General features: G+C 73.4%; 29 protein-coding genes. 15 read left to right on the forward strand and 14 right to left on the reverse strand.

Annotated features, from left to right (window positions below):
* Window positions 1-146 precede the first annotated feature (146 nt).
* The 7 genes from Sru01_RS32840 (at window position 147) to Sru01_RS32865 (ending at window position 5,332) form a co-directional block, all read left to right on the forward strand.
* Window positions 147-752 carry a sigma-70 family RNA polymerase sigma factor gene (locus Sru01_RS32840; RefSeq protein ID WP_203994077.1) on the forward strand — a complete coding sequence of 202 codons (606 nt, stop codon included), beginning with the start codon at window positions 147-149 and terminating at the stop codon, window positions 750-752.
* A gap of 64 nt (window positions 753-816) precedes the next feature.
* Entirely contained in the window at window positions 817-1,107 is a 291-nt protein-coding gene (rsrA, locus tag Sru01_RS32845; protein WP_203994080.1) for a mycothiol system anti-sigma-R factor, read from the forward strand.
* 76 nt (window positions 1,108-1,183) lie between these two features.
* Entirely contained in the window at window positions 1,184-2,116 is a 933-nt protein-coding gene (locus Sru01_RS32850) for an NAD-dependent epimerase/dehydratase family protein (protein WP_203994083.1), read from the forward strand.
* 105 nt (window positions 2,117-2,221) lie between these two features.
* Window positions 2,222-2,356, forward strand: coding sequence for a hypothetical protein (locus tag Sru01_RS36410; RefSeq protein ID WP_275412234.1), 135 nt, complete (start codon window positions 2,222-2,224; stop codon window positions 2,354-2,356).
* Window positions 2,357-2,387: 31 nt separating this feature from the next.
* Window positions 2,388-3,740 carry an HD-GYP domain-containing protein gene (locus tag Sru01_RS32855; RefSeq protein ID WP_239137955.1) on the forward strand — a complete coding sequence of 451 codons (1,353 nt, stop codon included), beginning with the start codon at window positions 2,388-2,390 and terminating at the stop codon, window positions 3,738-3,740.
* Entirely contained in the window at window positions 3,737-5,023 is a 1,287-nt protein-coding gene (locus Sru01_RS32860) for an HD-GYP domain-containing protein (RefSeq protein WP_239137956.1), read from the forward strand. The genes Sru01_RS32855 and Sru01_RS32860 overlap by 4 nt, the downstream gene beginning before the upstream one ends.
* A gap of 96 nt (window positions 5,024-5,119) precedes the next feature.
* Window positions 5,120-5,332 carry a biotin/lipoyl-binding carrier protein gene (locus Sru01_RS32865; RefSeq protein ID WP_203994086.1) on the forward strand — a complete coding sequence of 71 codons (213 nt, stop codon included), beginning with the start codon at window positions 5,120-5,122 and terminating at the stop codon, window positions 5,330-5,332.
* A gap of 17 nt (window positions 5,333-5,349) precedes the next feature.
* Here Sru01_RS32865 and Sru01_RS32870 read toward each other — a convergent pair whose 3' ends face one another.
* The gene (locus Sru01_RS32870) at window positions 5,350-5,727 is read right to left on the reverse strand and encodes a thioesterase family protein (protein WP_239137958.1); all 378 of its coding nucleotides are present in this window, start codon (window positions 5,725-5,727) and stop codon (window positions 5,350-5,352) included.
* Window positions 5,728-5,779: 52 nt separating this feature from the next.
* Here Sru01_RS32870 and Sru01_RS32875 point away from each other — a divergent pair, with 52 nt between their 5' ends.
* The 3 genes from Sru01_RS32875 (at window position 5,780) to Sru01_RS32880 (ending at window position 8,495) form a co-directional block, all read left to right on the forward strand.
* Complete coding sequence (locus tag Sru01_RS32875; protein WP_203994089.1) at window positions 5,780-6,337, forward strand: GNAT family N-acetyltransferase; 558 nt, start codon at window positions 5,780-5,782, stop codon at window positions 6,335-6,337.
* 66 nt (window positions 6,338-6,403) lie between these two features.
* Window positions 6,404-6,586, forward strand: coding sequence for a biotin synthase auxiliary protein BsaP (gene bsaP / locus Sru01_RS36685; RefSeq protein WP_445009387.1), 183 nt, complete (start codon window positions 6,404-6,406; stop codon window positions 6,584-6,586).
* A 127-nt stretch (window positions 6,587-6,713) separates the two neighbouring features.
* Window positions 6,714-8,495: a serine/threonine protein kinase gene (locus Sru01_RS32880; protein ID WP_203994092.1), complete on the forward strand. Its 1,782-nt coding sequence runs from the start codon at window positions 6,714-6,716 to the stop codon at window positions 8,493-8,495.
* 51 nt (window positions 8,496-8,546) lie between these two features.
* On the opposite strand, the gene Sru01_RS32885 is transcribed toward Sru01_RS32880, so the two are convergent.
* From Sru01_RS32885 to Sru01_RS32905, 5 genes are all read right to left on the reverse strand, one after another.
* Complete coding sequence (locus Sru01_RS32885; RefSeq protein ID WP_203994096.1) at window positions 8,547-10,193, reverse strand: acetolactate synthase; 1,647 nt, start codon at window positions 10,191-10,193, stop codon at window positions 8,547-8,549.
* A gap of 74 nt (window positions 10,194-10,267) precedes the next feature.
* On the reverse strand, window positions 10,268-11,266 hold the full coding sequence (bioB, locus tag Sru01_RS32890) for a biotin synthase BioB (RefSeq protein ID WP_203994099.1): 999 nt from the start codon (window positions 11,264-11,266) through the stop codon (window positions 10,268-10,270).
* A gap of 23 nt (window positions 11,267-11,289) precedes the next feature.
* Window positions 11,290-12,006, reverse strand: a complete 717-nt coding sequence (gene bioD / locus Sru01_RS32895; RefSeq protein WP_203994102.1) for a dethiobiotin synthase — start codon at window positions 12,004-12,006, stop codon at window positions 11,290-11,292.
* Window positions 12,007-12,139: 133 nt separating this feature from the next.
* Entirely contained in the window at window positions 12,140-12,940 is an 801-nt protein-coding gene (locus Sru01_RS32900) for a GntR family transcriptional regulator (protein WP_239137960.1), read from the reverse strand.
* Entirely contained in the window at window positions 12,937-14,100 is a 1,164-nt protein-coding gene (locus Sru01_RS32905; protein WP_239137962.1) for an 8-amino-7-oxononanoate synthase, read from the reverse strand. Before Sru01_RS32905 ends, Sru01_RS32900 begins: the two co-directional genes overlap by 4 nt.
* A 69-nt stretch (window positions 14,101-14,169) precedes the next feature.
* On the opposite strand from Sru01_RS32905, the gene Sru01_RS32910 reads away from it, so the two are divergent.
* Window positions 14,170-15,627, forward strand: a complete 1,458-nt coding sequence (locus Sru01_RS32910) for a PAS domain-containing sensor histidine kinase (protein ID WP_203994105.1) — start codon at window positions 14,170-14,172, stop codon at window positions 15,625-15,627.
* Between the two features lie 138 nt (window positions 15,628-15,765).
* Here Sru01_RS32910 and Sru01_RS32915 read toward each other — a convergent pair whose 3' ends face one another.
* The gene (locus Sru01_RS32915; protein ID WP_203994108.1) at window positions 15,766-16,020 is read right to left on the reverse strand and encodes a WhiB family transcriptional regulator; all 255 of its coding nucleotides are present in this window, start codon (window positions 16,018-16,020) and stop codon (window positions 15,766-15,768) included.
* Window positions 16,021-16,309: 289 nt separating this feature from the next.
* A complete protein-coding gene (locus tag Sru01_RS32920; protein ID WP_239137964.1) occupies window positions 16,310-17,440 on the reverse strand; it encodes a diacylglycerol/lipid kinase family protein in 1,131 nt (376 codons plus the stop codon).
* Window positions 17,441-17,529: 89 nt separating this feature from the next.
* Between Sru01_RS32920 and Sru01_RS32930 the strand changes: the two genes are divergently transcribed.
* Complete coding sequence (locus Sru01_RS32930) at window positions 17,530-17,907, forward strand: hypothetical protein (RefSeq protein WP_203994111.1); 378 nt, start codon at window positions 17,530-17,532, stop codon at window positions 17,905-17,907.
* Window positions 17,908-17,936: 29 nt separating this feature from the next.
* On the opposite strand, the gene Sru01_RS32935 is transcribed toward Sru01_RS32930, so the two are convergent.
* The 3 genes from Sru01_RS32935 to sodN form a co-directional block, all read right to left on the reverse strand.
* Window positions 17,937-18,695 carry an RNA polymerase sigma factor SigF gene (locus Sru01_RS32935; protein ID WP_203994142.1) on the reverse strand — a complete coding sequence of 253 codons (759 nt, stop codon included), beginning with the start codon at window positions 18,693-18,695 and terminating at the stop codon, window positions 17,937-17,939.
* A gap of 44 nt (window positions 18,696-18,739) precedes the next feature.
* Entirely contained in the window at window positions 18,740-19,177 is a 438-nt protein-coding gene (locus Sru01_RS32940; protein WP_203994113.1) for an ATP-binding protein, read from the reverse strand.
* A 261-nt stretch (window positions 19,178-19,438) separates the two neighbouring features.
* Complete coding sequence (gene sodN, locus Sru01_RS32945; protein ID WP_203994115.1) at window positions 19,439-19,840, reverse strand: superoxide dismutase, Ni; 402 nt, start codon at window positions 19,838-19,840, stop codon at window positions 19,439-19,441.
* A 91-nt stretch (window positions 19,841-19,931) separates the two neighbouring features.
* On the opposite strand from sodN, the gene Sru01_RS32950 reads away from it, so the two are divergent.
* Window positions 19,932-20,240 carry a S24 family peptidase gene (locus Sru01_RS32950; protein WP_203994116.1) on the forward strand — a complete coding sequence of 103 codons (309 nt, stop codon included), beginning with the start codon at window positions 19,932-19,934 and terminating at the stop codon, window positions 20,238-20,240.
* A gap of 6 nt (window positions 20,241-20,246) precedes the next feature.
* Here the strand turns inward: Sru01_RS32950 and Sru01_RS32955 are convergent, their stop codons facing one another.
* Entirely contained in the window at window positions 20,247-20,786 is a 540-nt protein-coding gene (locus tag Sru01_RS32955; RefSeq protein ID WP_239137966.1) for a CGNR zinc finger domain-containing protein, read from the reverse strand.
* A 514-nt stretch (window positions 20,787-21,300) separates the two neighbouring features.
* On the opposite strand from Sru01_RS32955, the gene Sru01_RS32960 reads away from it, so the two are divergent.
* Window positions 21,301-22,431, forward strand: a complete 1,131-nt coding sequence (locus Sru01_RS32960) for an NAD(P)-dependent malic enzyme (RefSeq protein WP_203994145.1) — start codon at window positions 21,301-21,303, stop codon at window positions 22,429-22,431.
* Between the two features lie 81 nt (window positions 22,432-22,512).
* Here the strand turns inward: Sru01_RS32960 and Sru01_RS32965 are convergent, their stop codons facing one another.
* Window positions 22,513-22,854, reverse strand: a complete 342-nt coding sequence (locus tag Sru01_RS32965) for a hypothetical protein (protein WP_203994118.1) — start codon at window positions 22,852-22,854, stop codon at window positions 22,513-22,515.
* A gap of 183 nt (window positions 22,855-23,037) precedes the next feature.
* Between Sru01_RS32965 and Sru01_RS32970 the strand changes: the two genes are divergently transcribed.
* Window positions 23,038-24,399 carry an NsdA family TPR-like regulatory protein gene (locus tag Sru01_RS32970; RefSeq protein ID WP_203994119.1) on the forward strand — a complete coding sequence of 454 codons (1,362 nt, stop codon included), beginning with the start codon at window positions 23,038-23,040 and terminating at the stop codon, window positions 24,397-24,399.
* Window positions 24,400-24,572: 173 nt separating this feature from the next.
* On the opposite strand, the gene Sru01_RS32975 is transcribed toward Sru01_RS32970, so the two are convergent.
* Entirely contained in the window at window positions 24,573-25,643 is a 1,071-nt protein-coding gene (locus Sru01_RS32975) for a trypsin-like serine peptidase (protein WP_239137968.1), read from the reverse strand.
* Between the last annotated feature and the right edge of the window lie 317 nt (window positions 25,644-25,960).

Consider the following 25,960-nt stretch of genomic DNA (forward strand, 5'->3'; position numbering starts at 1 on the left):
TTACCGGGAACAGATGCTATGCCTCGCGTGTTGCAGACGGGCGTAAACACGCGAGGAGGTTGCACCCCATGCTGCTGGCCGAGAGGGGGGCGAGGACGGTCCCGGACGAGCCGGTATTCTCAGTCGGGTACCACTCGTTCAAGGAGGTGGGTCCGGTCTCAAGGACTGCCGAGGAGACTCTGGAGCAGCGCGGCGAGCGGTTCGAGCGTGACGCCATGCCGTACCTCGACCAGCTCTACTCCGCCGCGCTCCGGATGACCAGGAACCCCGCGGACGCGGAGGACCTGCTCCAGGACACCTTCGCCAAGGCCTTCGGTTCCTTCCACCAGTTCCAGGAGGGCACGAACCTCAAGGCCTGGCTCTACCGCATCCTCACCAACACCTTCATCAACAGCTACCGCAAGAAGCAGCGGGAGCCGCGGCAGTCCGGCACCGAGGAGATCGAGGACTGGCAGCTGGCGCGTGCGGAGTCGCACACCTCCGCCGGCCTGAAGTCCGCCGAGGTCGAGGCGCTGGAGCACCTGCCCGACAGCGACGTCAAGGATGCGCTGGCCGCGCTGCCGGAGGACTTCCGGATGGCGGTCTACCTGGCCGACGTCGAGGGGTTCCCGTACAAGGAGATCGCCGAGATCATGGGCACTCCCATCGGGACCGTCATGTCCCGCCTGCACCGCGGCCGGCGCCAGCTCCGGGCGCAACTGGAGGACTACGCACGCGAACGCGGGCTTGTGCGATCGGAGGAGCCGTCGTGAGGGAGCGCGGAGGCATCGGCGGGGCGGCCCGGGGCGGCCCGGGTGCGAATGCGGGGTGCCGGGCATGAGCTGTGGCGACCCGCACGACACCGACTGTAGCGAGGTGCTGGCGAGGGTCTACACCTTCCTCGACGGCGAGCTGGACGAGCACGGCCGCACCGACATCAGCAAGCACCTCGACGAGTGTAGCCCCTGCCTGCAGGAGTACGGCCTGGAGCAGGCCGTCAAGCAGCTGATCGCCAAGCACTGCGGCTGTGACGCGGTCCCCGACGACCTGCGCGCCAAGGTGCTGCGCCGCATCGAGGCCGTCCGCGCCGAGATGGCCGACTGGCCGGCGCTCCGGCGCGAGCCCTGACCGGCGCCCCGGCGCGGCCCTCACCGGCGCTCCGGCGCGGGCCGGCGGGCTGGTCGCCGGCCCGTAGAATGCGGGGATGCGGCTACTCGTGACCGGCGGCGCCGGGTTCATCGGCTCCACCCTCGTCGACCGGCTGCTCGCCGACGGCCACCAGGTGGCCGTGGTGGACGACCTGTCGTCCGGCGACCGGCGCAACCTGGCCGGGGCCGGGCGCGCCCCGGGCTTCGAGCTGCACGAGATGGACGTGCGTGCCCCGGCGCTGGCCGGCGTGACGGCCGCCTTCCGGCCCGAGGTGGTGTGCCACCTGGCCGCGCAGATCAGCGTGCGCGCCAGCGTCGCCGACCCGGTGGCCGACGCCCGGATCAACGTCGAGGGTACCGTCAACGTGCTGGAGGCCGCCCGCCGGGCCGGTGCCCGCAAGGTGGTGTTCGCCTCCTCGGTGGCGGTGTACGGCCGCCCCGCCGCCATCCCGGTGCCGGACGGCGCGGCGACCGACCCCCGCTCGCCGTACGCGGCGTCCAAGCTCACCGGCGAGACCTACCTGTCGGCCTTCCGCGCGCTGCACGGCCTGTCGTACACGACCCTGGTGCTCTCCAACGTGTACGGGCCGCGCCAGTCGCCGGACGGTGAGGCCGGGGTGGTGTCGATCTTCACGGACGCGTTGCTGCGCGGCGAGCCCACCGTGGTGTACGGCGACGGCTCGCAGACCCGCGACTACGTCTTCGTGGACGACGTGGTGGACGGCTTCGCCCGCGCCTGCGGCACCGGCGGCGACGGCCGCCGGTTCAACCTCGGCACCGGCCGGCAGACCACCGACCGCGAGCTGCACTCCCTGGTGGCCGCGGCGGCCGGCGCGCCCGACGAGCCGCGGTTCGCCGCCACCCGCCCCGGTGACCTGCCCGCCATGGCGGTGGATCCGGCGCCGGCCCTGGACGGTCTCGGCTGGCGCCCCCGCACGGACCTGGCCACCGGGCTCAAGCTCACGGTGGAGTGGGCACGCGCGCGTTAGCGGGTGGTAGTGGTTTGATTACGCTTTGGATGCGATTCTTCGACTTGCCGTGCGCGTCACCTCGCTTTCTGTAGCCTGAAGCCGGACTCAATGGGGAGGCGGCACATGGTGAAGGCAATGGCCACCCGCCTGGTGGCGGCCATGGTGGCAGGCCGGTTCGGGTGGGGTCTCGCCGCGCTGGCGATGGTGGTCGTGGTGGCGGGCGCGGTTCCGGTGCCCTCCGGCATCTCCTGGACCTGAGCGCGCGGGGTGACGGCCGGAGGCGGCGGCAGTGCGTGATCTACCGTGGCCGGCGAAGATCTACCTGGTCGCGGTCGTCGGAGCGGCCGCGATCCTGATCGCCCGCGGGCTCGCGATGCCCGACCGGGTCGGCGCGCACGACTGGGCGACACTGCTCGTCCTGGCCCTGCTGTTCCTGGTCTGCGAGTCGGTGCCCACCCTGCTCAACGTGGAGCAGGCGGCGATGTCGGTCAGCTTCTCCGCGGCGCTCGCCGCGGTGGTGCTGGTCGGTGACGTGGGCGCGGCGCTGGTCGGCGCGACCGCGGTGCTGAGCGTGCGGCCGGGCCTGCCGCCGCACAAGCGGCTGTTCAACGGCGCGCAGTTCGCCATCTGCGGATACGTCGCGGGGTGGGTGTTCCACCGGCTCGGCGGCCGGCAGTCGGTGCCCGACGTCGGCCGGTTCACCGATCTCCTCGGCCCCTTCATGGGGGCGGCAGCGGTGTTCGTCCCGCTGAACCTCGTGCTGTTCGCGCTGATGCTGTGGCTGGCCGGCCGGCTGCGGGCCGAGCAGGTCCCGCTGCGCGGCCTGGTCCAGTTCTTCGTCTCCTATCTCGGCTACGCCACCTTCGGCCTGCTCATCGCCGGGCTCTGGGCCACCGTGCAGTCGATCTCCGCGGTGCTGGTGCTGCTGCCGCTGTTCATCGCGCGCTGGGCCTTCGGGCAGTACCTCGCCCAGCAGCGCTCCTACGACGCCACCATCGCGGCGCTGTGCCAGGCGGTGGAGACCAAGGACTACTACACCCGCGGCCACTGCACCCGGGTGTCCAGCGCGTCCACCATGATCGCCCAGGAGATCGGGATGGGCCCCGAGCGGATGCGGGCCATCGGCTACGCCGGCATGCTGCACGATGTCGGCAAGCTCGGCGTGCCCACCAAGGTGCTGCAGAAGGAGGGCCGCCTGACCGAGGAGGAGTACGCGGCCATCCAGCTGCACCCCATGCGCGGGCTGGAGATCGTCCGGGGCATCGACTTCCTGGACGAGGCGTTCGCCGGCATCATGCACCACCACGAGCGGCAGGACGGCCGGGGCTACCCCATGGGGCTGGCCGGCGCGGAGATCCCGGAGTTCGCCCGCATCATCGCGGTGGCCGACGCCTTCGACTCGATGACCTCCGACCGCTCCTACCGCAAGGCCAAGTCCATCGAGGAGGCGGTCGCCGAGCTGCGCAAGAACTCCGGCAGCCAGTTCGACCCGGTCATGGTCACCGCCTTCGTCCGGGCCGTCGGCCGGCACGGCTGGCACCCCGGCAAGGTGCCGGCCCCGCCCGCGGACGAGATGGTGGAGACCATGGCCAAGGACCACGACGACCCGACCACCCCCATCGAAGTGGTGGCCGAGCGGTGACCCAGGCCACCCGGCGCCCGCCACCGGCCGGGCGGCGCTCCGGCCGGCTGCTGCTCGTCGGCGCGGCCGGCGTGCTGGCCGTCGCCGGCGCCGCCTGCACCGCGGCGGCCGGCCTGGCCGACGCGCAGGCCGCGGTCGCCTTCGGCGCGCTGGTCGCGGCGGGCGAGCTGGCCAGGCTCACCATGCCCGGCAACCGCGAGGTCGCGCCGATCGGCTCGGCCGCGGCGCTCGGCTACACGCTGCTGCTCGACGTGGGCGGCACCCCGGCCGTCCACCCGGCGACCCAGGTGGTCGCGGTGATGGCGGCCGGCATGACGGTGGGCGCGCTGCCGCACCTGGCGGTCGGCCGGCCGCCGCGGCTGGACGCCATCGCCCGCCGGCTGGTCGCCGGCGCGCTGCTGGCGTTCGCCTACCGGCCGCTCGCCCCCGCGCTGTTCGCCGGCACCGGCGGCGGCACCGGCGCCTGGTGGGCGGCGCTCGGCGTGATGGCGGTGCTGGTCACCGCCATGCTGGCCGTCGACGTGGTCATGGCGGCCGCGCTGCGCGCCGAGCAGGTCCGCACCGCCTTCCGGGTGGCCGTCCGCGACGAGCTGCGGATGGCGGCGCCGCTCGGCGCCTCGGTCGCCGCCTCCGGCATCCTGCTCGCGCTGGCCTCGCACAGCATGAGCCTGGCGGCGCTGGCGGTGTTCGCCGCGCCGCTGCTGGTCACCCAGGTGGCGTTCCGCAAGTACGCCGGCATCCGGGCCACCTACCTGCAGACCGTCCGCGCGCTCGCCCGGGTGACCGAGGTGGGCGGGTACGTCGAGTCCGGCCACTCCCGCCGGGTCAGCCGCCTGTCGCTGGCCACCGGCCGCGAGCTGGGCATGGCCGAGCCCGAGCTGCTGGAGCTGGAGTATGCCGCGCTCATGCACGACATCGGCCAGCTGTCGCTGCGCGACCCGATCCCGGGCGGTGCCACCGTGCTCACCGAGCCCGAGCAGGCGCGGCGCATCGCGGAGCTGGGCGCCGAGATCATCAGCAAGACCGGGGTGCTGGACCGGGTCGCCGACATCGTCCGCCGCCAGACCGACGCCTACGCCGGACCGGAGACACCACCGCTGGCCGCACGCATCATCAAGGCGGCCAACGCCTACGACGACCTGGTCGGCGGGTCCAGCGACCGCGACCGCGCGGCCGCCGCGCTGGACCGCCTGCGGCGCGGTGCCGGTCAGGAGTACGACCCGGCGGTGCTCGGCGCGCTGACCCTGGTCATCGAGCGCGCCCCGTCCCCGGCCCGCCGCTGAACCGGGCACCGGCCTGGCCGGGCGCGGGCGCGGGTACTGACGATGAGACGAGCAGGAGCACACTGTCCGGAAGAACGGACCAACGAAGGAGTGCCGGTGGCCGAAGTACGCGCTGAGATGGTGGCGAACGTCTGGAAGATCGTCGTGGCCGAGGGGGACGACGTCGCCGAGGGCGACACGCTGGTGATCCTGGAGTCGATGAAGATGGAGATCCCGGTGATCGCCGAGGATCCCGGAGTGGTGACCGCCGTCAAGGTGGCCGAGGGCGACGTCATCCAGGAGGGCGACCTGATCGCCGTCATCGACTGATCGCCCGGCCGGTGGGGTCAGATGAGGGCGGCGAGGAACCGCTCGCGATCCACCACGACGCGTTCGATGGTGGCGGTGGCGACGGTGCGCCGCAGCTCGCGGGCGGTGACCTCGAACACCAGCCGGCGGCCGTCCACCTCGGTCAGCTCGGCGACCACCGCCACGTGCGAGCCCACCGGGCTGGCCGCCAGATGCGAGAGGGTCACCTTGGTGCCCACCGAGGTCTGATCCGGCGCCAGGTGGCCGGACAGGGCCCGCACGGTGGCCGCCTCGGCGATGGCCAGCAGCCGCGGGGTGGCCAGCACCGGCACGTCGCCGCTGCCCACCCGGGCCGCGGTGTCCTCTCGCTCGACCAAGACCAGCATCTCGGCCCGCAGCCCCGCAGCGATCGTCATGGCGCACAGCATAGGCTGCCGGACCGTGCGATCCACTGCCGAAGGAGACGGGATGACGGTGACGCTGCGGACCGAGGCGGGGCCGGATGCGCCGGCCCTGGTGCTGCGACCGTGGACGGGGGCCGACGTCGCCGCGCTGATCGAGGTCTACCGTGATCCGGTGCTGCGCCGGTTCACCCGGGTGCCGGTCACCGGCGAGGCGGAGGCGCGGCGGTGGATCGCGGCGCAGCACGAGGGGTGGGCCGGCGGGCACCGGCGGAGCTTCGCCACCTGGGAGGGGGACCGGCTGGTGGCCAACGTCGTGCTGAAGAACGTGGATCCGGGCGGCGGGTCGGCCGAGGTCGGCTACTGGACGGCGGCCGAGGCCCGCGGGCGCGGTGTCGCGCCGCGCGCGCTGGACGCGCTGTGCCGGTGGGCGTTCGGCGGCCTCGGCCTGCGCCGGCTGGATCTGCGGCACCAGGTGGACAATCCGGCGTCCTGCCGGGTGGCGGGCAAGTGCGGCTTTCCGCTGGTGGAGGTGGTGCCCGCCTCCCCGCCGTTCCCGCTGGACGGCCACCTGCACGTCCGGTGGCGGGCGGAGTCGGAGAGTGCGGGCGACCGGTCATTTTGACACGGTCTTGTCCGGGGTTCGCCGGTTGGCGGCCTTGATGGGGGACGATGGAATACGCTTTCTCGCGTGAGCCACTACTGCGATCACTGCGGCGGTCTCGACGAGGCGACCGATCACACCGCGTGTCGCACCGCTCGGCTCATGGAACCACCCCGCTACTGTCCGGCGTGCCGTCGCCGGCTGGTGGTGCAGGTGACGCCGCGTGGATGGCGGGCCCGCTGCGCCGAGCACGGCGTGACGGCCCGCTGACCGGCCGCGCGGTGCCCGTGTGACCACAGGGTTTTGTGATGCCGGCGTGACCTGGCCGCGACGCAGATCCGGTTGGTTGAACCTGGGGTGATGTCGGCCTGGACGGATCAGGGTAAGCGGGGGAGAGATGGCGGCCCAAGGAACCACGCTGGCGGGACGGTACCGGCTGGACGTCCGCATCGGCGCTGGCGGCATGGGCGAGGTCTGGCGGGGCGAGGACACCGTCCTGGCCCGCACCGTCGCCGTGAAAGTGCTTTTACCCGGCAGGATGGACGATCCCGGCTTCGCCGCGCGCTTCCAGGGCGAGGCCCGGGCGATGGCGACGATCAGCCATGCCGGTGTGGTCGACGTGTACGACTACGGGGTGAGCGACGTGCCCGGCGACGGGCCGACCGCCTACCTCGTCATGCGCTTCGTGGACGGCGAGCCGCTGGACCGGCTGCTGTCCCGGCTGACCCGCGTCGCGCCCGAGCCGGCGATGGAGCTCATCGCGCAGGCCGCTTCCGCGCTGCAGGCCGTGCATGACAGCGGGATCGTGCACCGGGACGTCAAGCCCGGCAACCTGCTCGTCCACTCGGACGGCACGCTGGTGCTCACCGACTTCGGCATCGCCCGGGCGGACGCCGGGCACCGGCTGACCGACGCGGGCATGGTGCTCGGCACCGCGGCCTACTGCGCGCCCGAGCAGGCCGAGGGGCAGCCGGTGACCCCGGCGGTCGACATCTACGCGCTCGGCGTGGTCGCCTACGAGTGCCTGGCCGGGTACCGGCCGTTCGACGGGGACACCCCGGTCACCATCGCGCTGAAGCACATCCGCGAGGAGCCGCCGCCGTTGCCGTCCGACGTGCCGGCCTCGGTGCGTCAGGTGGTGGAGCGGGCCCTGGCCAAGGATCCGGCCCGCCGCTGGCCGACCGCGCTGGAGATGAGCAGGGCGGCGCGGCAGGCGATGCACGGTCCGGCGGGCGGGCCGCTCGGCGCTCCGGCGCCGGCCGGCGCCGGGCGACCGGCCGCGCGGCACGCCGAGCCGCCGGGCACCGGGGCGCACCTGGCCTACCAGGGCCGTCCGGCGCGGGCGGAGGGCGAGGTCACCGCGGCCACCCAGGCGCCGTACATCCTGCGCACCGGCGCGGCGCCGGCGACCGGCGCCCAGGTCCCCGCTCCGGTCACCGAGCCCGCGGGCGGCCGGGGACCGGCGGCGCCGGCCGGTGGCGGTCCGACCGGCCGCGGCGGTCAGAACGGCCGGGGTGGTCAGAACGGCCGGGGCGGCCGCGGCCGCCGCCGGGGCGGCGCCGGCGAGCGCAGCCGGGCGATGCTGATCACCACGGTGGTGCTGGGCGGCGCGCTGCTCGGCGGTGGCGGCGCGCTGGCGTACAACCGGATCTCGGCACCGGTGTCCACCGATGTCGCCGGGTCGGCCATCACCGAATCGCCCACTCCGGGGGCCAGCGCCACGCCGAGCCGGCGCGGCCACCGCCCGGGCGTGTCCCGGCCGAACACCCCGGTGACGCGGCCGACGGTGGACGAGACCCGGCAGGCGGCCCAGGAGAGCGAGGAGCCGACCCCCGACCCATCGCCGAGCCCGTCGTCGCCCGGCCGGGCGTCGCCGAGCCCGACGGTGTCCAAGCAGCAGACCGCCAAGAAGGTCGTCCCGCACGTGATCAACCGGACCCAGCAGAACGCGGTGGAGCGCCTGCGGGCGGCCGGCTTCAAGGCGCGGGTGGAGGTCAGCGGCGAGCCGAGCCGGGAGGGCTGCACCCGGGTGCTGGACCAGACGCCCGGCGCCGGGGCCTCGTGGCCGGTGAACCAGCACGTGACGATCGTCGTCGAACAGGGCATCCCCTGCGGCGACGAGCCCGGCGGCGATCCGACGCCGTCACCGACGCCTACACCGCGGCCGACCGCCTCCTGACGCCACCGGACCGCCGTCCGCGCCCGGCACGCCGGGCGCGGACGGGCCGGGTCAGATGCCGGAGGTGGCCCGCGGGTAGGCGACCTGCGGGTCGGTGGCGATGTTCACCATGTACGGCACGCCGGAGTCGAACGCGCGGCGCAGCGCCGGGCCGATCTCCTTGGGCGAGGTGACCAGCTCGCCGCCGCCGCCGAGCGCGGTCACCACCTGGTCGTAGCGGCACTGCGGCTGCAGCTCGGCCGCCACGTCGTAGCCGTACAGCATCTGCATCGGGTGCTTCTCCAGGCCCCAGATGCCGTTGTTGCCGCACACCATCACGACCGGCAGCCTGTGCCGCACCATGGTGTCCACGTCCATCAGCGAGAAGCCGGCCGCGCCGTCGCCGAGCAGCAGCACCACCTGGGAGGACGGCCGGGCGATGCGGGCCGCGATCGCGTAGCCCAGGCCGGTGCCCAGGCAGCCGTACGGGCCGGGGTCGAGCCAGCACCCCGACCGGCGCTGCTCGATGTACTTGCCGGCGTAGGAAACGAAGTCGCCGCCGTCGCCGATCACGACCGCGTCGTCGGCCAGCACCCGGTTGAGCTCGCCGTAGATGCGCATCGGGTGGATCGGGTCGGCGTCGGAGGCGAGCAGCTCGGCGTCGCCGGCGACGGCGGCGGCCGACGCCTCGGCCAGCCGGTCGGTCCAGGACTCGAAGGACCGCGGGGTCACGCCGGCCTCGATGCAGGCCGCGCTCAGCCCCCAGAACAGCACCGACAGGTCGCCTGCGGCCGCGGCGGCGGTCTCCACGTGCGTGGCCAGCTGGGACGGCGCGTCGGCCAGGTGGACGACCTTGGCCTGCGGCGCGCCGTCCCGGCCGCCGAACATGCCGTAGGCCAGCCGGAAGTCCAGCGGGGTGCCGGCCACGATGACCAGGTCGGCCTGGGTGAACGCCATGCCGCGGGCCCGGGTGGCCAGCAGCCGGTGCCCGGCGGGCAGGATGCCGCGGCCCTGCCCGTTGGGCACCACCGGCAGGCCCAGCGACTCGGCGAAGTCGCGGGCCGCGTCCTCGGCGCGGTCCATCCACACGTCCGAGCCGAGGACCAGCACCGGGCGCTCGGCGCCGGCGAGCAGCCGGGCGATGCCGGCCAGCGTGTCGGGGTCGGGCTCCAGCGGCGAGGGGGTGAGGGTCTCGGCCTCGTGCTCGGGGGCCGGGGAGAACAGGTGGTCCATGTAGAAGTCGAGGAACACCGGCCCCCGGTGCGGCGCGATCGCGGTGCGGAACGCCATCTCGACGTCCTGCCCGATGGAATCGGCGCCGCCGCCGGTGAAGGCGAGCTTGGTGATGGACTCGAACAGCGGCGGGTGGTCCATCTCCTGCAGGGCCCCCGAGCCCCACCGCGACTTCGGCGCCCGCCCGCCCATGACCACCACCGGGGAGCCGTTGAAGTGCGCGGTGGCCACCCCGCTGACGCCGTTGGTGATGCCCGGCCCGGCGGTGAGCACCGCCAGGCCGGGCCGGCGGGTGAGCCGGGCGGTGGCCTCGGCGGCGAACACCGCGCTCTGCTCGTGCCGCACGTCGACGATGCGCATGCCCTCGTGCACGGCGCCGTCGTAGAGCGGGAACACGTGGCCGCCGGACAGGGTGAACATGACCTCGGCGCCGTATGATCGTGAAACGGCGACCGCGACGTCGCCGGCGTGCTTTGCAGACTCCATGACGTGAACTTACCTTCCCTGTCCCAGGTCAATCCTGCTAGAGCCATGTGCGCAGCTCACCGGCGACTCTAGGCTCACAGCGCCTGTGACAGGGCCTTGATGGGCATCTTGAGATCCGCCAGCAGCGACAGATCCTCCTCCGGCGAGCGGCCGAGGGTGGTCAGGTAGTTGCCGACGATGATGGCGTTGACGCCGCCGAGCATGCCCTCGCGGGTGCCGAGGTCGCCGAGCGTCAGTTCGCGGCCGCCGGCGTAGCGCAGGATCGTGCGCGGCAGCGCCAGCCGGAAGGTGGCGATGGTCTTCAGCGCCTCGCGCCCCTCCACCAGCGGGTAGGACGCGAACGGGGTGCCCGGCCGGGGGTTGAGGAAGTTGAGCGGCACCTCGTCGGGGGCCAGCTCGCCGAGCTGCCCGGCGAACTCCGCCCGCTGCTCGCGGGTCTCGCCCATGCCGATGATGCCGCCGCAGCACAGCTCCATGCCGGCCGCGCGCACCATCTCGCAGGTGCGCCACCGCTCCTCCCAGGTGTGGGTGGTGACGACGCTGCCGAAGTGCGAGCGGGCGGTCTCCAGGTTGTGGTTGTAGCGGTGCACGCCCATCTCGGCCAGCTCGTCGACCTGTTCCTGGGTCAGCATGCCGAGCGAGCAGGCGACGTTGATCTCGACGGCGTCCTGGACGGCCCGCACGCCCGCGCGCACCTGGTCCATCAGCCGCCGGTCCGGGCCGCGCACGGCGGCGACGATGCAGAACTCGGTGGCGCCGGTCCGCGCGGTCTCCACCGCCGCCTGGACCAGCGCGGGGATGTCCAGCCAGACCGAGCGGACCGGCGAGGTGAACTGGCCGGACTGCGAGCAGAAGTGGCAGTCCTCCGGGCAGCCGCCGGTCTTGAGGGACACGATGCCCTCGACCTCGACCTCCGGGCCGCACCAGGCCATCCGGACCTCGTGGGCGAGGGCGAGCAGCTCGCCGAGCCGCTCGTCGGGGAGTTCCAGACATCGCAAGGCCTGGGCGGCGGAGAGCCCGCGGCCTTCCTCGAGCACCTGAACCCGGGCGACTTCCAGGATGTCCGTACTCATCCGCGGCTCCCTTGTCGGTTGCGTCACAGGGTAAAGGTTTCCCTAAAGCGCGAAGCCTGGAACCCGCCGCCCAGCGGGGACGCCAGACCGGCCCGGGCGGTGCGGGCGAACGCCGCCCGGTCCAGCCGGCCGGCGCCCTCGGGGATCGCGCCGGCCAGCGGGCGGGCGGCCAGCGTCTCCAGGTCGGTGACGTTGGCGCGCTCGGCCAGACCCGGCTCATCCGGCCACGAGCCGATCACCACCCCGGCCAGGTCGATGCCCCGGCCGGCCAGGGCCTCCAGGGTCAGCGCGGTGTGGTTCAGCGTGCCGAGACCGGCCCGGGCGACCACCAGCACCGGGGCGTCCAGGGCGCGCGCCAGGTCGGCCAGGGTGGCGCCGTCCTCGTCGAACCGCACCAGCAGGCCGCCCGCGCCCTCCACCAGCACCAGCCGGTGGGTCTCGGCCAGCTCGCCCACCCGGCGGGCGACGGCCGGCAGCGAGACGGGCGGCAGGCCGGACGCCCGGGCGGCGGCGGCCGGGGAGAGCGGGTCGGGGAAGCGGGCCGGCTCGAACGTCGTGGTGACGCCGGACAGCCGGATCACCTCGTCCAGGTCGCCCGGCTCGCCGGGGGCCACCCCGGTCTGGGCGGGCTTGACCACCGCGACCGGCCCGCCGCGCTCGCGGGCCAGCGCGGCCACGGCCGCGGTGACCACGGTCTTTCCCACTCCGGTGTCGGTGCCGGTGATCACGAGAACGCTCACCGGGCCACCCTAAGCCGTTCGCCGGCCGTTCCGCCGCCGCTCATCCGGCGTTGCCCGGCCGGCCACCCGGGCCGGCCAGGCTGACGCTGGACATCCCTGCCCTCGCCCGCCTGGGGCGAGCGCGGGGATCACCTCAGCCGCGGCCGCCCGGCCGCCGCACCCCGCCGTCCGGCGGGACCGGCGGCGCGGTGGCCGGCGGCCCCGCGCCGCCCTCGGGCGGCCGGCGCAGCCGGGTCACGAACTTGTACCGGTCGCCGCGGTAGAGCGACTGCGCCCACTCCACCGGATTGCCCTCGGCGTCGAAGGCGTGCCGGGTGAGCAGCAGCATCGGCAGCCCGACGTCCACGCCGAGGACCTGCGCGTCGTACGGCGTCGCCAGCACCGTCTCGATGACCTCCTCGGCGTCGGTCAGCTCCACGTTGTAGGCGTTGTGCAGCGTCTCGTACAGCGAGGAGTGCACCTCCAGCTCGCGCCGCAGCCGGGAGAAGCGCCGGGCCGACAGGTGGGTGGTGTCGATCGACATCGGCTCGCCGTTGGCCAGCCGGAGCCGGTGGATCCGCAGCACCCGCCCGCCCGGGTTGATGCCGAGCAGCCGGGCCAGCGTCTCGTCGGCGGTGACGTAGTTGATCTCAAGGATCTTGGTGTCCGGTTCCAGGCCGACCGAGCGGAGGTCTCCGGTGTAGGAGGTCAGCTGGAGCACCTGGGCGACCTTCGGCTGGGCGACGAAAGTGCCCTTTCCCTGGATGCGCAGCAGGCGGCCCTCGACCACCAGTTCGGTGAGCGCCTGCCGCACCGTGGTGCGGGAGGTCTCGAAGCGCACGGCGAGCGTGCGCTCGGGCGGGAGCGCGGCCCCGGCCGGCAGAGACTTGGTGAGTTCCAGCAAGTTCCGTTTGACGTCGTAGTACTTGGGAATCCGGGGAGAATCTTCCGTCACACGTTCACCTTCATCTCGGCCACTGCGGTGAGCGCGCGTCCGATCACCGCGAGATCATCCGAACTCAGATTGGCCCGCGCGGTCAACCTCAGACAAGACCGGCCCGCGGGCACCGACGGCGGGCGGAAGCACCCGGCGCGCACCCCGTGTTCGGCGAACACCGCGGCGGCGCGGAGCGCGGCCTCCGGAGGGCCGAGCACGACCGGCACGACGGCGGCGGCCGGGTCCGCGGTGGCAAGGCCGCGGGCCGCGACCGCGCGCGCGAGCGCGATCGCGGTGTCACGGGCCTGTCCTGGCAGGTCAGGATGGTGGCCAACGATATCAAGGGCGGCGAGCGCGGCGGCCATCGGCGCGGGCGCCGGCGCGGTGTCGAAGATGAACGGCCGTCCGGTGTCCACCAGGGCGTCGATCACCTCGGCGGCGCCCAGCACCGCGCCGCCCTGGGAGCCCAGCGCCTTGGAGAAGGTGACCGTGCGCACCACGTCCGGCGCGGCGGCCAGCCCGGCGGCGTGAACCGCGCCCCGGCCGCCCTCGCCGGTCACGCCCAGCGAGTGCGCCTCGTCCACCACCAGCAGGGCGCGGTGCCGGGCGGCCGCGGCGTGCAGCTCGCCGACCGGGGCCAGATCACCGGCCACCGAGAAGACCGCGTCGGTGACCACCAGCGCGTGCTCCTCGTCCCGGCCGGCCAGCGCCTTCTCCACCGCCGCGACGTCGCGGTGCGGGGTGACCACGACCCGGGCCCGCGCCAGCCGGCAGGCGTCGATGATCGAGGCGTGGTTGCCCTCGTCGCTCACCACCAGCCCGCCGGCGCCGAGGGTGGCGACCGCGGCCAGGTTGGCCAGGTAGCCGGAGGAGAAGCACAGCCCGGCCGCGGCCCCGGTGAAGGCGGCCAGCCGCCGCTCCAGGTCGGCGTGCAGCCCGGTGGAGCCGGACACCAGCCGGGACCCGGTGGAGCCGGTGCCCCATTCCCGGGTGGCCCGGACGGCCGCGGCGACCAGCCGCTCGTCCCTGGACAGGCCGAGGTAGTCGTTGGAGGCCAGGTCGATCAGGCCGTCGTGGTCGGGGGTGCGGGGGCGCAGGGCGCGGCGCAGCCCGGCGCGCTCCCGCTGGGCCGCGGCGTCGCGCAGCCGGGCAAGGGGGTCGGTCCCCATCGTCTCCATATCACCGATCTTCCCGGCCGCGACCGCGCCGATTCGCGTCCGGGCCGGATGACAACGCATTATGCACTCGTGCCGACTCTTAGCGACCTGGTGACCCGCCACACCACCCTCGATCCCGCCGATCTGGAGTGGATGCAATCGCTGGTCTCCGACTGGCAGCTGCTGGCGGACCTGTCGTTCGCCGACCTGATCCTGTGGATCCCGCTGCGCGAGGAGCCGGGCTGGGTGGCCGTCGCGCAGATGCGCCCGACCACCGGGCCTACGGTCTACCACGACGACGTGGTGGGCACCATCGTGGCGGCCGGGGAGCGGCCGCTGCTGGACACCGCCTGGCGCGAGCACCGCATCTGCCGCGAGGGCGATCCGGACTGGTCCAGCGGCGTGCCGGTGCGCGAGGAGACCATCCCGGTGCGGCGCGACGACCACTACGTGGCGGTTATCCAGCGCTCCACCAACCTGTCCTCGGCCCGCACCCCGTCCCGGCTGGAGCTGACCTACCTGCAAAGCGCCTCCGACCTGGCGCAGATGGTCGCCGAGGGGCGGTTCCCGTTCCCCGAGGACGGCCCGATCCTGGTCCGCTCGCCGCGGGTGGGCGACGGCCTGCTGCGGCTGGACCGGGCCGGCCGGGTCACCTACGCCTCGCCGAACGCCCTGTCGGCCTACCGCCGGCTCGGCCTGCACGCCGACCTGGTGGGCTCCGACCTGGGCAAGACCACCGCGGCGCTGTGCTACTCCGGCGAGCCCATCAACGAGGACCTGATCCTGGTGGCCAGCGGGCGCAAGCCCCGGGAGACCGAGGTGGAGGCGGGCGCCAACGTCGTGCAGCTGCGCGCCATCCCGCTCATCGTCGGCGGTGGCCGGATCGGCGCCCTGGTGCTGATCCGGGACGTCACCGAGCTGCGCCGCCGCGAGCGCGAGCTGATGACCAAGGACGCCACCATCCGGGAGATCCACCACCGGGTGAAGAACAACCTGCAGACGGTGGCGGCGCTGCTGCGGCTGCAGGCCCGCCGGCTGCAGGTGCCCGAGGGCCGGGAGGCGCTGGAGGAGGCGGTGCGCCGGGTCGGTTCGATCGCCATCGTGCACGAGACCCTGTCCCACACGCCCGAGGAGATCGTCGACTTCGACGACATCGCCGACCGGGTGATCGCGATGACCGGCGAGGTGTCGGCGGTGGACGTGGTGCCGCGCCGGGTGGGCAGCTTCGGCATGCTGCCGGCGATGATCGCCACCCCGGTCGCCATGGTGCTCACCGAGTTGCTGCAGAACGCCCTGCAGCACGGCTTCGCCTACGGCAGCGGCACCATCAAGGTGATCGTCTCGCGCACCGGGGAACGGCTGGACGTGATCGTGGCCGACGACGGGCAGGGGTTGCCCGAGGGGTTCGACCTGGAGGCGTCCACGAGCCTGGGCCTGCAGATCGTCCGGACCCTGGTGGTCGGCGAGCTGTCCGGGCGGCTGGCGGTGCGGCCGCGGCAGGGCGGCGGCACCGAGGTGTCGCTGGCCATCCCGGTGGCGCCGATGTGATCGGCTCCCCGGCGGGCGGCCGGGCCGGGGACGACGACGCCCGGCCGTCGCGCTGGGGCGATGCCGGGCGTGGTTGCCCGTGCCGCCACGGGAGGGCGGGACCGGGTGACGCGGTCGTCGGGATGCGGGCCGGGCGGGTCAGACGCTCGCGCGGGCGCGGGTACGGGCGGCGCGGCGCTTGAGAGCGCGGCGCTCGTCCTCGTTCAGGCCGCCCCACACGCCGGCGTCCTGACCGGACTCCAGGGCCCACTTCAGGCACGGTTCGCTGACCGGGCAGGCGCGGCATACCTGCTTGGCCTCTTCGATCTGCATGAGCGCGGGGCCGGTGTTGCCGATCGGGAAGAACAGCTCGGGGTCCACGTCACGGCAGGCAGCGCGGTGGCGCCAGTCCATGCGTTCCACTCCTTCGTAGGTGGAGCCGGCGGGCTCCGTCCGGGTGACGGATGTTTGTGAACTCTTTCACTAACTAGAGCAAAGTTCGCCCGGACCGTACGGGTGGGGGTCCAGGAGTGTGGCGGTGGCCGTGGACGATGTATGGAGCGTGGTGGCGCTCCGCAAACGTCCTACGTTCCGACGTCGTAGTGAGCTTTTCAGTGCATGCCCAGGTCACGCAAGACCTTTGACGGAACGTTTTGCCGGATTTGGCTGTCATATGCATCACACTGTGACGGCTTGTGAGGTTTTAGAGCAGAACTTGTAATGCGGAAGGGACGGACCGGAATGTCACCCGCTCCCGCTCGCCCAAATAATCGCCGTCCAGCTGGAACGCCACCGGACGCCCGGCCGCCAGGGTGAACTCCGCCTCGTCGTGCGTGTGCAGCAGGTGGCGGCCCCGCGGCGGCCCCTCCCGCGCGGCCATCATCTGCCGCACCAGGTCCAGCACCCAGGGCAGGCCCATCCGGCGCAGCCCGAGCAGGTCCAGCCGGGTGTCGAAGCCCGCCCGCGGCGTCGGATGGACCGGGCGGTTCCCCACATACGTCCACGGTGCGGTGTTGCAGACGATGGCCAGGAAGATGCCGTCCACCGGCGGGTGGTGCGGCCGCTCCAGCCGCAGCGCCGGATGCCGCCGGTCGGTGATGAAGAAGTGGCGCACCGCGGTGCCGACGTACCGCGCGGGCGAGGCCCGGTAACCCGCGGCCCGCAGCCCCTCCACCGCCCGCACCACCTCGGCGTCGTACCCCAGGCCCGCGCAGAAGGTGAAGTAGCGCTCGCCGCCCGCCTCCCCGGCACCGCCGTCCGACCAGCTCGCCACCCCGAGGCCGATCGTGCGGCGCCGCCCCTCGCGCAGGGCCTCCAGCACCACGCCGGTCGCCTCCACCGGGTCGTTCGGCAGGCCGAGCGACCGGGCGAACACATTGGCGCTGCCGCCGGGGATGACGATCAGCGCCGGCCGCCGGTCCCCGTCCCCCCCGCTCCCGCCCGTGCCGTCCCCACCCGTGCCGTCCCCGCCCGTGCCGTCCCTGTTCGCGCCGTCCCCGTTCGCGCCGCCGCCATCCGTGCTTACCGCGGCCGTGCCCTGCCCGCCCGTACGCGGCGCAGCCTTGCCGTCCCCCGCCGGGTGCCTCCCGCCCGGACCGGGCGGAGCGCCGGCCAGGCCGTTCACCGCCTCGTTCACCGTGCCGTCGCCGCCGAGGACGGCCACCACGTCGAATCCGTTCACCCGCGCGGCCCCGGCCAGCTCGGCGGCGTGCCCGCGGTAGCCGGTCTCCTCCACCGACAGCTCGACGGCGGCGCCGAGCGCGCGGATCAGCACCTCTCTGGTCCGCCGGTTCGTCGTCGTGGCCTTGGGGTTGACCAGGAGGAGTGCCCGCATTCCGCCAGGGTATCCACGGGCGGGCACCACCGGACGCGGGTCGCCGCCGGTCGCCGGGCCGCGACCCCGGTCCAGTAGGGTCTTCGGTTATGTCGAACCGTCCGGTGACCCTGATCGTCGCGGCCGCCGTGCTCGCGGCCGAGGGCGCCGTCGCGCTGGCGCTCGGCGGCTACGTCGGGGTGGAGACGGTCACCGGCCGGCCGGCGGACCTGAACACCGCCATCGGGGTGGCCGCCTTCGGCCTGGTCGCCGGGGCCGCGCTGCTGTGGGTGGCCTGGGGCGTGCTGCACGCGGCGCGCTGGAGTCGTGCCCCGGGCGTGGTCACCCAGATCTTCGCGCTGCCGGTGGCGGTGTCGCTGGTGCAGTCCGGGCAGCACGCGGCCGGCGTGCCGCTGGCGGTGCTGGCGGTCGCCGGGCTGGTGGCGCTGCTGGCGCCGCCCAGCACCCGGGCGATGATCGGTGAGTGACCCGCCGGTCGGGCGGGACGGCCTTCAGGTCAGTCTTCGGCGGTGAGGCCCTCGCGCAGCTGGGTCAGCGTCCGCGCGAGCAGCCGGGAGACGTGCATCTGGGAGATGCCGAGCTCGGTGGCGATCTGCGACTGGGTCATGTTGCCGAAGAACCGCAGCAGCAGGATGCGCTTCTCGCGGGGCGGCAGCCGCTCCAGCAGCGGCTTCAGCGACTCGCGGTACTCCACGCCCTCCAGCGACTCGTCGACGATGCCGAGCGAGTCCGACACCGCGGGGGCGTCGTCGTCCCCGGAGTCCGGGGCGTCCAGGGACACCGTGGAGTAGGCGTTCGCCGACTCCAGGCCCTCCAGGACCTCTTCCTCGCTCATCTGCAGGTGCTCGGCGAGCTCGGCGACGGTGGGCGCCCGGCCCTGCCGCTGGGACAGCTCGCTGATCGCCTTGGTCAGCGAGAGTTTCAGCTCCTGCAGCCGGCGCGGCACCCGGACCGCCCAGCCCTTGTCCCGGAAGTGGCGCTTGATCTCGCCCACGATGGTGGGCGTGGCGTAGGTGGAGAACTCCACGCCCCGGGCCAGGTCGAAGCGGTCGATCGACTTGATCAGCCCGATGGTGGCGACCTGGGTGAGGTCGTCCAGCCACTCGCCCCGGTTGCGGAAGCGCCGGGCCAGGTACTCCACCAGGGGCAGGTGCAGCTCGACCAGCTCGTCGCGGATGCGCTGACGCCGCGGGTCGTCGATCGGCAGCCCGGCGAGCTCGCCGAACAGCCCGCGGGCCCGCACCCGGTCGGGCACGGCGGCGGGGCTGTCGCTCTCGGTCACAGGGCGGGTCTTCTCCGTCACGGCAGCCTCGCCGCGCCCCGGCGCTTGCGCAGCACGATGCCCATCCGGTCCGGGACGCCGGTCTCGGCGTCAACGTCGTCGGCGAGCGCGGTCAGCACCATCCACGCGAAGTCGTCGCGCTTGGGCTCGGCCTGGCCCACCGTGCTCACCTCCACCCGGACGATCATCTCCTGGCCGGTCAGCTCGAACTCGGCGATCAGGTCGGTGCCGGGCACGGCGAAGCCCAGCAGCATGGCGCACGCCTCGTCGACCGCGATCCGCAGATCCTCGATGTCGTCGAGGGTGAAGTCGAGTCGTGCCGCCAGGCCGGCGGTGGCCGTGCGCAGCACGGAAAGGTAGGCGCTCGCGGCGGGCAGCCGCACGGTCACCGCGTCGCGGATGCCCGCGATGCCGCCGGAGATGTCCTGGCCACGCGTCGCCGTCTCGTCGGTCACGTTCCTCCTCGCACAGAGCCGCTGTCTAGCAACTTACCGTCCCGTGTCCCCTGGTGGAGGACTGGGACGCGCCGATAGTCATGATCTTGCGGGAATGCGGCCGGTTTCCCGGTCGGTGCCGGCCCGGCCGCGGCGTCCGGACGGCCGGGTCGCCGCCCGGGCCGCCGAGCCCGGACCGCCTGGTGAAACCCCGGCCGCCGGGCAAGCCACTGGCCCCGCGCGCGTCCGCGACGGCACGGGGCCAGAACCTGGGCGCCGGCCTCAGGCGGCCTTGGTCTCCCAGAAGATCTTGGAAATTTCCTCGATCTTGGCGAGCAGCTCGTCGGCCTTGGACCCGTCGACGGTGCCCTTGCCGCCGGCCGCGCCGGCCAGCTTGGTGGCCTCCCAGAACAGCTGGTGCAGCTGGGGGTACTGCTCCAGGTGCGGCGGCTTGAAGTAGTCCGTCCACAGCACCCAGAGGTGGTGCTTGACCAGCTCGGCGCGCTGCTCCTTGATGATGAGCGCACGCGTGCGGAAGACGGGGTCGTCGTTGTCGGCGTACTTCTGCATGATGGCCTTGACGGACTCCGCCTCGATGCGCGCCTGTGCCGGATCGTAGATCCCGCAGGGAAGGTCGCAGTGTGCGGAGGCGACATGGCCGGGCCGCAGCAGTCGTGCGAACATCGGTGTCCTTCCTTGAAGTCATTGTCGGACAGCACTATCCGGTTCCCAACTTACTCGCCTTGATTCCTGGACGAAGCGGGGGATGTGATCGATGAGGGTCCGCGTCGAAGGTGACTCGATGCGGCCGGCGCTGTGCCCGGGCGACTGGCTCGTCGTGCGCCGCGGCGCCGCGGTGCGCCCGGGCGACCTGGTGCTGGCCCGGCTGCCGGACGATCCGCACCGGATGATCGTGAAGCGGGCCGCCTGGCGGGACGGGCCCGGCTGGTGGCTGGAGAGCGACAACCAGCGGGCGCCGGGGCGCCGGGACAGCTGGGACTTCGGCGCGGTGCCGGACGAGCTGGTGATCGGCCGGGTGGTGCTGCGCTACTGGCCGGCCCGCCGGCCGCTGCGCCCCCGCTGACGCGGGTCAGGCCCGCCCGCCCACCTCGCGGCGGCGGGCCCGGTAGGCCGCCACGTTCGCCCGGCTCGCGCACCGCTCGGAGCAGTAGCGGCGGGACCGGTTGGAGGAGGTGTCCAGGTAGACCCGGCCGCAGGGCGTCGCCCGGCATTCGCCGAGCCGGTCGACGCCGAGCTCGGTGACCAGCGCGGCGAGCCCCATCACCGCGGCCGCGGCGTACTCGGCGGCCGGCCGGTCGCCCTCGGTGAGGTGCAGGTGCCAGGGCTGCCCGTCGTGCGCGGAGATCTGCGGGCGCACCGGGTGGGCGGCCAGCAGCAGGTTCAGCCGCTCGACCGCCTCCCGCTCGTGGGCCCGGGCGGCGGTGGCGAAGACGGCGGCCAGCTCCTGCCGCAGCTCGCGCAGCGCCCGCAGGTCAGCGCGGGTGAGCCGCTCGGCGAGCCGGCCGCGGCCGGCCGCGGCCAGCAGGCGCCGGGCGCCCTCCAGCGAGTCGAGGGGATCGTCGCTGTTGACCAGGAGCACCGCCAGCTCGGCGTACGAGGCGAGGTCCACGTGGGGTTCCACCTGTTCCAGACGGGTCCTCGAGTATCCCACGGCACCGTGGTGCCGCCCGGAAAGCCGCGTCCGGCCGGCGGGCACCGCCGGGCGCCACTGCCCCCGGCGGTGCCCGCGCGACGGCGTCCGCTTCTCGGGTACCCGGGGACACCGGTAAGGGAGGAGTGGGGGTATCCGGCGAACGGCCCGCGGGTATGTCATGAAGAGGGGGAAATATCGTGATCTGTCCACGTGATCGCGTCCAGTGCTCGACAAAATCCCACACAACTGTGGGAGAAGCGACAACGGCCGGCGTCTCGACATGTGGCACAATCGAGCAACGGGTGACCCCCGTACCCCCTCAAGAGACGACCGTCGACGGCGACGGCCGCCGGGCGGCTACCGAAGCCTGGGCCTTCGTTCGCCTGCGGCGTCCACCGAAGGAAACCGTCCTTACGACACAGGGGTCGCTGTGGCAGTCACGCCGTTCTCCGCTTCTCTCGAATCCCTCGATCTCGATCCGGTGTTCGCCATGCACCGCGGGGGAAAGCTCGAGGTCCGCTCGACCGTCCCGGTGCGCGACGCCGGTGACCTGTCGCTGGCCTACACCCCGGGCGTCGCCCGGGTGTGCACCGCCATCGCCGAGCAGCCGGACCTCGCCAACGACTACACCTGGGCCGGCGGCGTGGTGGCCGTGGTCTCCGACGGCACCGCCGTCCTCGGCCTCGGCGACATCGGCCCGGCGGCCGCCATGCCGGTCATGGAGGGCAAGGCCCTGCTGTTCAAGCAGTTCGCCGAGGTCGACGCGGTGCCGATCTGCCTGGACTGCACCGACGTCGACGCCCTGGTCGAGACGGTCGCCCGGCTCGCCCCGTCCTTCGGCGGCATCAACCTGGAGGACATCAGCGCCCCCCGCTGCTTCGAGGTCGAGGACCGCCTGCGCGACCTGCTCGACATCCCGGTCTTCCACGACGACCAGCACGGCACCGCGATCGTCGTCACCGCCGCGCTGACCAACGCCGCCCGGCTGACCGGCCGGCCGCTCGGCGAGCTGCGCGCGGTGGTCGCCGGGGCCGGCGCCTCCGGGGTGGCCGTCACCAACATGCTGATCAACGCCGGCATCGGCGACGTCGCGGTCTCCGACTCCAAGGGCGTCATCTACCAGGGCCGCGACGGGCTGAACCCGTACAAGGAGGCGCTCGCCCGGCGGACCAACCGGGCCGGCTTCACCGGCTCCACCGAGGAGGCGCTGGCCGGCGCGGACGTCTTCGTCGGCCTGTCGGGCTCGACGCTGCCGGAGAGCGCGGTGGCCGGCATGGCCCGCGACTCGATCGTGTTCGCGCTGTCCAACCCCACCCCGGAGATCCTCCCCGACGTGGCCCGCCGGTACGCCCGGGTGGTCGCCACCGGGCGCTCCGACTTCCCCAACCAGATCAACAACGTGCTGGCCTTCCCCGGCGTCTTCCGCGGCGCGCTGGACGTCCGCGCCACCACCATCACCGAGAACATGAAGGTCGCCGCCGCCGAGGCCCTGGCCGCGGTGGTCGGGGACGACCTGTCCGCCGACTACGTGATCCCCAGCCCGTTCGACCCCCGGGTCGCCCCCGCGGTCACCGCCGCCGTCGCCGAGCAGGCCCGCCAGGACGGCGTCGCCCGCCGCTGACCCACCCGCCGCCGCCCCATCCGCCCCGGCCGGCGTCCGGCACCGCACCCGGTGCCGCGCGCCGGCCGCCGCATGCCCGGCTCAGGCCGGGTGCCGGTGGGCGAGCCGCGTCCGGACGCCCGGCGGATGCCGCGACGACGTCCGGGACAGCCGGCGCGGCAGCGACCAGATGACGCAGCCGTCCCACAGCCGCACGGCGGCCCGGCGCTCACCGGCCACGCGCTCCCGGGGGGCCAGGCACGCCGGATCCAGCCGCACCCGGGTGATCTCCGCCCACGCGCAGGTGCCATGCGGCAGCGCCGCGAACGCCGTGCTGATCCGGTCGGCCGCCCGGCACTCGTCGTCGGTCACGCCGCGCGCGCTCCACCGGCCCGGCTCCCGCCCCGTGTAGACGTCCCAGTCGTACAACCGGTCCCTGGTCATCTCCTGCCGCTCCCTGAAGGTCAAGTCCGGGAATGCCCGCGCCCTGGTAACGCAACGTGCTATAACAAAAACCCTCCGTCACCTGCCGGGCAAGGGTGTGCACGAAGGGCGTGTGTGTGCGAGGGGGGCTTGCGGCGGCCGGAGCCTGATCACGATCCACCTACTGCTCGTGAAGGAAACGCGATGCGACGCGAGCCCAACCACCACCTGCGCCTCCTCCTCGCTGAGGCCGGCTTCTCGCACAAGGGCCTGGCCCGCCGGCTGAACGACCTCGGCGCGGCCCGCGGCCTCACCGGGCTGAGGTACGACCACAGCTCGGTGCTGCGCTGGCTGGGCGGCCAGCAACCGCGCGAACCGGTGCCGGCGCTGCTCGCGGAGATCTTCGCCGCCAGGCTCGGCCGGCGGCTCGGCACGGAGGACCTCGGCATGGCGGGGGGAGCCACGCCCCTCGACCTCGGCCAACTATTCAGCCACTCGTGGCGGGAGGGCATCGAGACCGTGACAGCATTATGGAGAGCGGACATGGAACGGCGCCGGTTCCTGCTCGATTCCACCTTCGCCGTCGGCGCCGGCTCGGCGGGCGCGCTGGGCTGGCTGACCGCGCCGCCGGCCGCCGCGCCGAGCGCCACCGGACCGCGCCGGGTCGGCGCCGCCGACGTCACCGCCATCCGCGAGGTCACCCGCTCGTTCGGCGACCTCGACAACCGCTTCGGCGGCGGCCGGGTGCGGTCGGCGGTGGTGAAGTACCTCGATTCGACGGTCACCCCGCTGCTCAAGGACGGCCACTACGACGAGGCCACCGGGCGCGACCTGGCCGCGGCCGCCGCCGAGGCCACCCGGGTGGCCGGCTGGATGGCCTACGACCTGGAGCAGCACGGGCTGGCGCAGCGCTACCTGCTGCAGGCGCTCAGCCTGGCGCGCGGCGCGGGCGACCAGGGCCTCGGCGGCGAGATCCTCGCCGGGCTGGCACACCAGGCCATCTACGTCGGCCGGCCGCGGCACGGCCTCGACCTGGCCCGCGCGGTGCAGGTCGCGGCCCGCGAGGTGGACGTCCCGGCGCTGCTGGCCGAGTCGCACGTGTTGCAGGCGCACGCGCACGCCGCGCTCGGCGACGGCACCGCCTGCGCGGCAGCGCTGCACCAGGCCGATCTCGCCTTCGACCGGCGCCGGCCGGGGGAGGAGCCGGAGTGGATCCGCTACTTCGACGAGGCCTACCTGGCCGCCAAGTACGCGCACTGCTTCCGCGACCTCGGTGACGGTCCTCGGGCGGTCCGCTACGCGCACAAGTCGCTGCGGATGGACGGCCGGTACGTCCGCGGGCGGATGTTCAACCTGTCGCTGCTCGCCTCGGGACACGTGCTGTGCGGGGAGGTCGAACCGGCCTGCACGGCCGGCGGCGCGGCGCTCGACCTGGCCGCCGGCCTGCAGTCGGTGCGCACCCGCTCCTACGTCGCCGACCTGCGCCGCCGGCTGGCGCCGCTGCGCGACCACGCCGAGGTGGCCGCGCTGGTCCGCCGGGCCGACGAGCTGGCCCCGGCCGCCTGACCGGCCCAGCAAGGGACGATCCAGCCGAGTGATCCGGCCCCGTCCGCACCGGCGGCCGCCAGCAGGGCATTGATCAGGGCGGGCGGCGAGGCCGGCCCGGGTGTCCGGAAACGGGAAGGGCCCGGCCGAAGCCGGGCCCCCGTCACGCCGTCACGCCCTGCGGCGTGGGGCGATCACCTGCCGATCTTGCCGGACCACGCGTTGGCGGCCTGCTTGTAGATCGAGTAGGTCTCGCTGTCGAAGTACGGCGAGGTGGCGAAGTCGTACCGGTCGTTGCCGTCCCGGTCGCCCACCAGGCTGGTCACACCGTTGATGTAACCGAGCCGCTTGCTGCTGCTGTACTGCGCGATCCACGGGCCGCCGGAGGCGCCCGGGGTCATGCTGCACTTGATCGCGATCTGCTCTTCGGCCTTGAAGTCGGCGACCGCGGCCGCCGCGTAGGTCTTGCCGTAGCAGAGCTTCGGCGTCTGGCCGGTGAAGGGCTTGTCGCCGTCGGGGTGCGGCGCCGCCGGGTAGCCGAACGCGTGGACCGACTGGCCGATGCGCTGGTTCCAGGCGAAGCCCTGGCCGCCGACGTTGTCGCCGAGCCGGCCGGTGTCCTTCCAGCTGCCCGGCATGATGCCGTCGTATACGGTGACGAACGCGTAGTCGCGGTCGAAGTCCTCGAAGTTGGCGAAGTCGAAGTGCGTGTACGCGGTCTTGCCGACGTAGATGCCGTACGGCGTCTTGCCCTGGTAGTAGGAGGGGATGAAGACCCACCGGTCCAGGGTGTCCCGGTTGGAGTCGGTGTCGTAGACGCAGTGGCCCGCAGTGGCGACCAGGTTGCGGTACTTCGACTGGATCGACGACGCCGAGCAGAAGTAGTGCTTGCCGCCCAGCCGGAAGAACACCTTGCCGAGGGTGCGCGGCAGGTTGACGTTCCGCGCCCGGGTCGGGGTGATCTTCTCCTGGCCGATCGGCGCGACCTGGCCGGACTTGCCGTCCGGCTCAGCGTCGCCACCGCCCAGCTTGATCTTGCTGCGGGTGGCGGCGTCCTCGCCGTACCGGGTGGCGGCCTTCAGCGCCTTGCCGTTCGACGCGGCCCAGTACTTGACGGTGCTCTGCGCGGCCGCCTTGGAGGTCGCCATGCCGTCGGCGGCCGGCGCCGCGGCGGTGGCGGAGGTGGTGAGGGACGCGGCGATCATGCCACTGGCGGCGATGGCGCCACCGAGGGGGAGCACGATGCGCGTGACTCGGGTGTTCAATGAGACTCCTTGTTCTGCCGCAGGAGGATCCCTCCTGCCTCACTGGCCGCAAAAAGGGCAGTGAGTAACCTATCGACCTGATCGTGAGCTACGGGCGGGTATTGCCGGTGGCGTATCGGCCGCCGGGCCCCGCCCGGGCGTCCGGAGGGCGCCCACATCTCGGGTCACCATCCGGCGCCGCACTGGTGGAATCGGTCCAAACCGCTTGGTGTCGATGCGATCGGCCGAGTCTTCAGGTAGTGCGGTGTGACGCATGTCACGTCCAGGTGGATCGGGCCCTGCAAAGCACAGGACCCGGTCCAGACGGACCGGGTCCT

This window comes from Sphaerisporangium rufum (genome assembly GCF_016863395.1).
GTDB classification, from domain to species: domain Bacteria; phylum Actinomycetota; class Actinomycetes; order Streptosporangiales; family Streptosporangiaceae; genus Sphaerisporangium; species Sphaerisporangium rufum.

What these genes read in the sequence shown, in the direction of transcription:
- Sru01_RS32880 (WP_203994092.1), top strand. Translation starts at nt 6,714, where the DNA reads ATGGCGGCCCAAGGAACCACGCTGGCGGGACGGTACCGGCTGGACGTC.
- sodN (WP_203994115.1), bottom strand. Translation starts at nt 19,840, where the DNA reads ATGTTCGCACGACTGCTGCGGCCCGGCCATGTCGCCTCCGCACACTGC.
- Sru01_RS36410 (WP_275412234.1), top strand. Translation starts at nt 2,222, where the DNA reads ATGGTGAAGGCAATGGCCACCCGCCTGGTGGCGGCCATGGTGGCAGGC.
- Sru01_RS32870 (WP_239137958.1), bottom strand. Translation starts at nt 5,727, where the DNA reads ATGACGATCGCTGCGGGGCTGCGGGCCGAGATGCTGGTCTTGGTCGAG.
- rsrA (WP_203994080.1), top strand. Translation starts at nt 817, where the DNA reads ATGAGCTGTGGCGACCCGCACGACACCGACTGTAGCGAGGTGCTGGCG.
- Sru01_RS32915 (WP_203994108.1), bottom strand. Translation starts at nt 16,020, where the DNA reads ATGGACTGGCGCCACCGCGCTGCCTGCCGTGACGTGGACCCCGAGCTG.
- bioB (WP_203994099.1), bottom strand. Translation starts at nt 11,266, where the DNA reads ATGAGTACGGACATCCTGGAAGTCGCCCGGGTTCAGGTGCTCGAGGAA.
- Sru01_RS32885 (WP_203994096.1), bottom strand. Translation starts at nt 10,193, where the DNA reads ATGGAGTCTGCAAAGCACGCCGGCGACGTCGCGGTCGCCGTTTCACGA.
- Sru01_RS32850 (WP_203994083.1), top strand. Translation starts at nt 1,184, where the DNA reads ATGCGGCTACTCGTGACCGGCGGCGCCGGGTTCATCGGCTCCACCCTC.
- Sru01_RS32930 (WP_203994111.1), top strand. Translation starts at nt 17,530, where the DNA reads ATGTCGAACCGTCCGGTGACCCTGATCGTCGCGGCCGCCGTGCTCGCG.
- Sru01_RS32970 (WP_203994119.1), top strand. Translation starts at nt 23,038, where the DNA reads ATGCGACGCGAGCCCAACCACCACCTGCGCCTCCTCCTCGCTGAGGCC.
- Sru01_RS32905 (WP_239137962.1), bottom strand. Translation starts at nt 14,100, where the DNA reads ATGGAGACGATGGGGACCGACCCCCTTGCCCGGCTGCGCGACGCCGCG.
- Sru01_RS32875 (WP_203994089.1), top strand. Translation starts at nt 5,780, where the DNA reads ATGACGGTGACGCTGCGGACCGAGGCGGGGCCGGATGCGCCGGCCCTG.
- Sru01_RS32965 (WP_203994118.1), bottom strand. Translation starts at nt 22,854, where the DNA reads ATGACCAGGGACCGGTTGTACGACTGGGACGTCTACACGGGGCGGGAG.
- Sru01_RS32920 (WP_239137964.1), bottom strand. Translation starts at nt 17,440, where the DNA reads ATGCGGGCACTCCTCCTGGTCAACCCCAAGGCCACGACGACGAACCGG.
- Sru01_RS32950 (WP_203994116.1), top strand. Translation starts at nt 19,932, where the DNA reads ATGAGGGTCCGCGTCGAAGGTGACTCGATGCGGCCGGCGCTGTGCCCG.
- Sru01_RS32960 (WP_203994145.1), top strand. Translation starts at nt 21,301, where the DNA reads ATGCACCGCGGGGGAAAGCTCGAGGTCCGCTCGACCGTCCCGGTGCGC.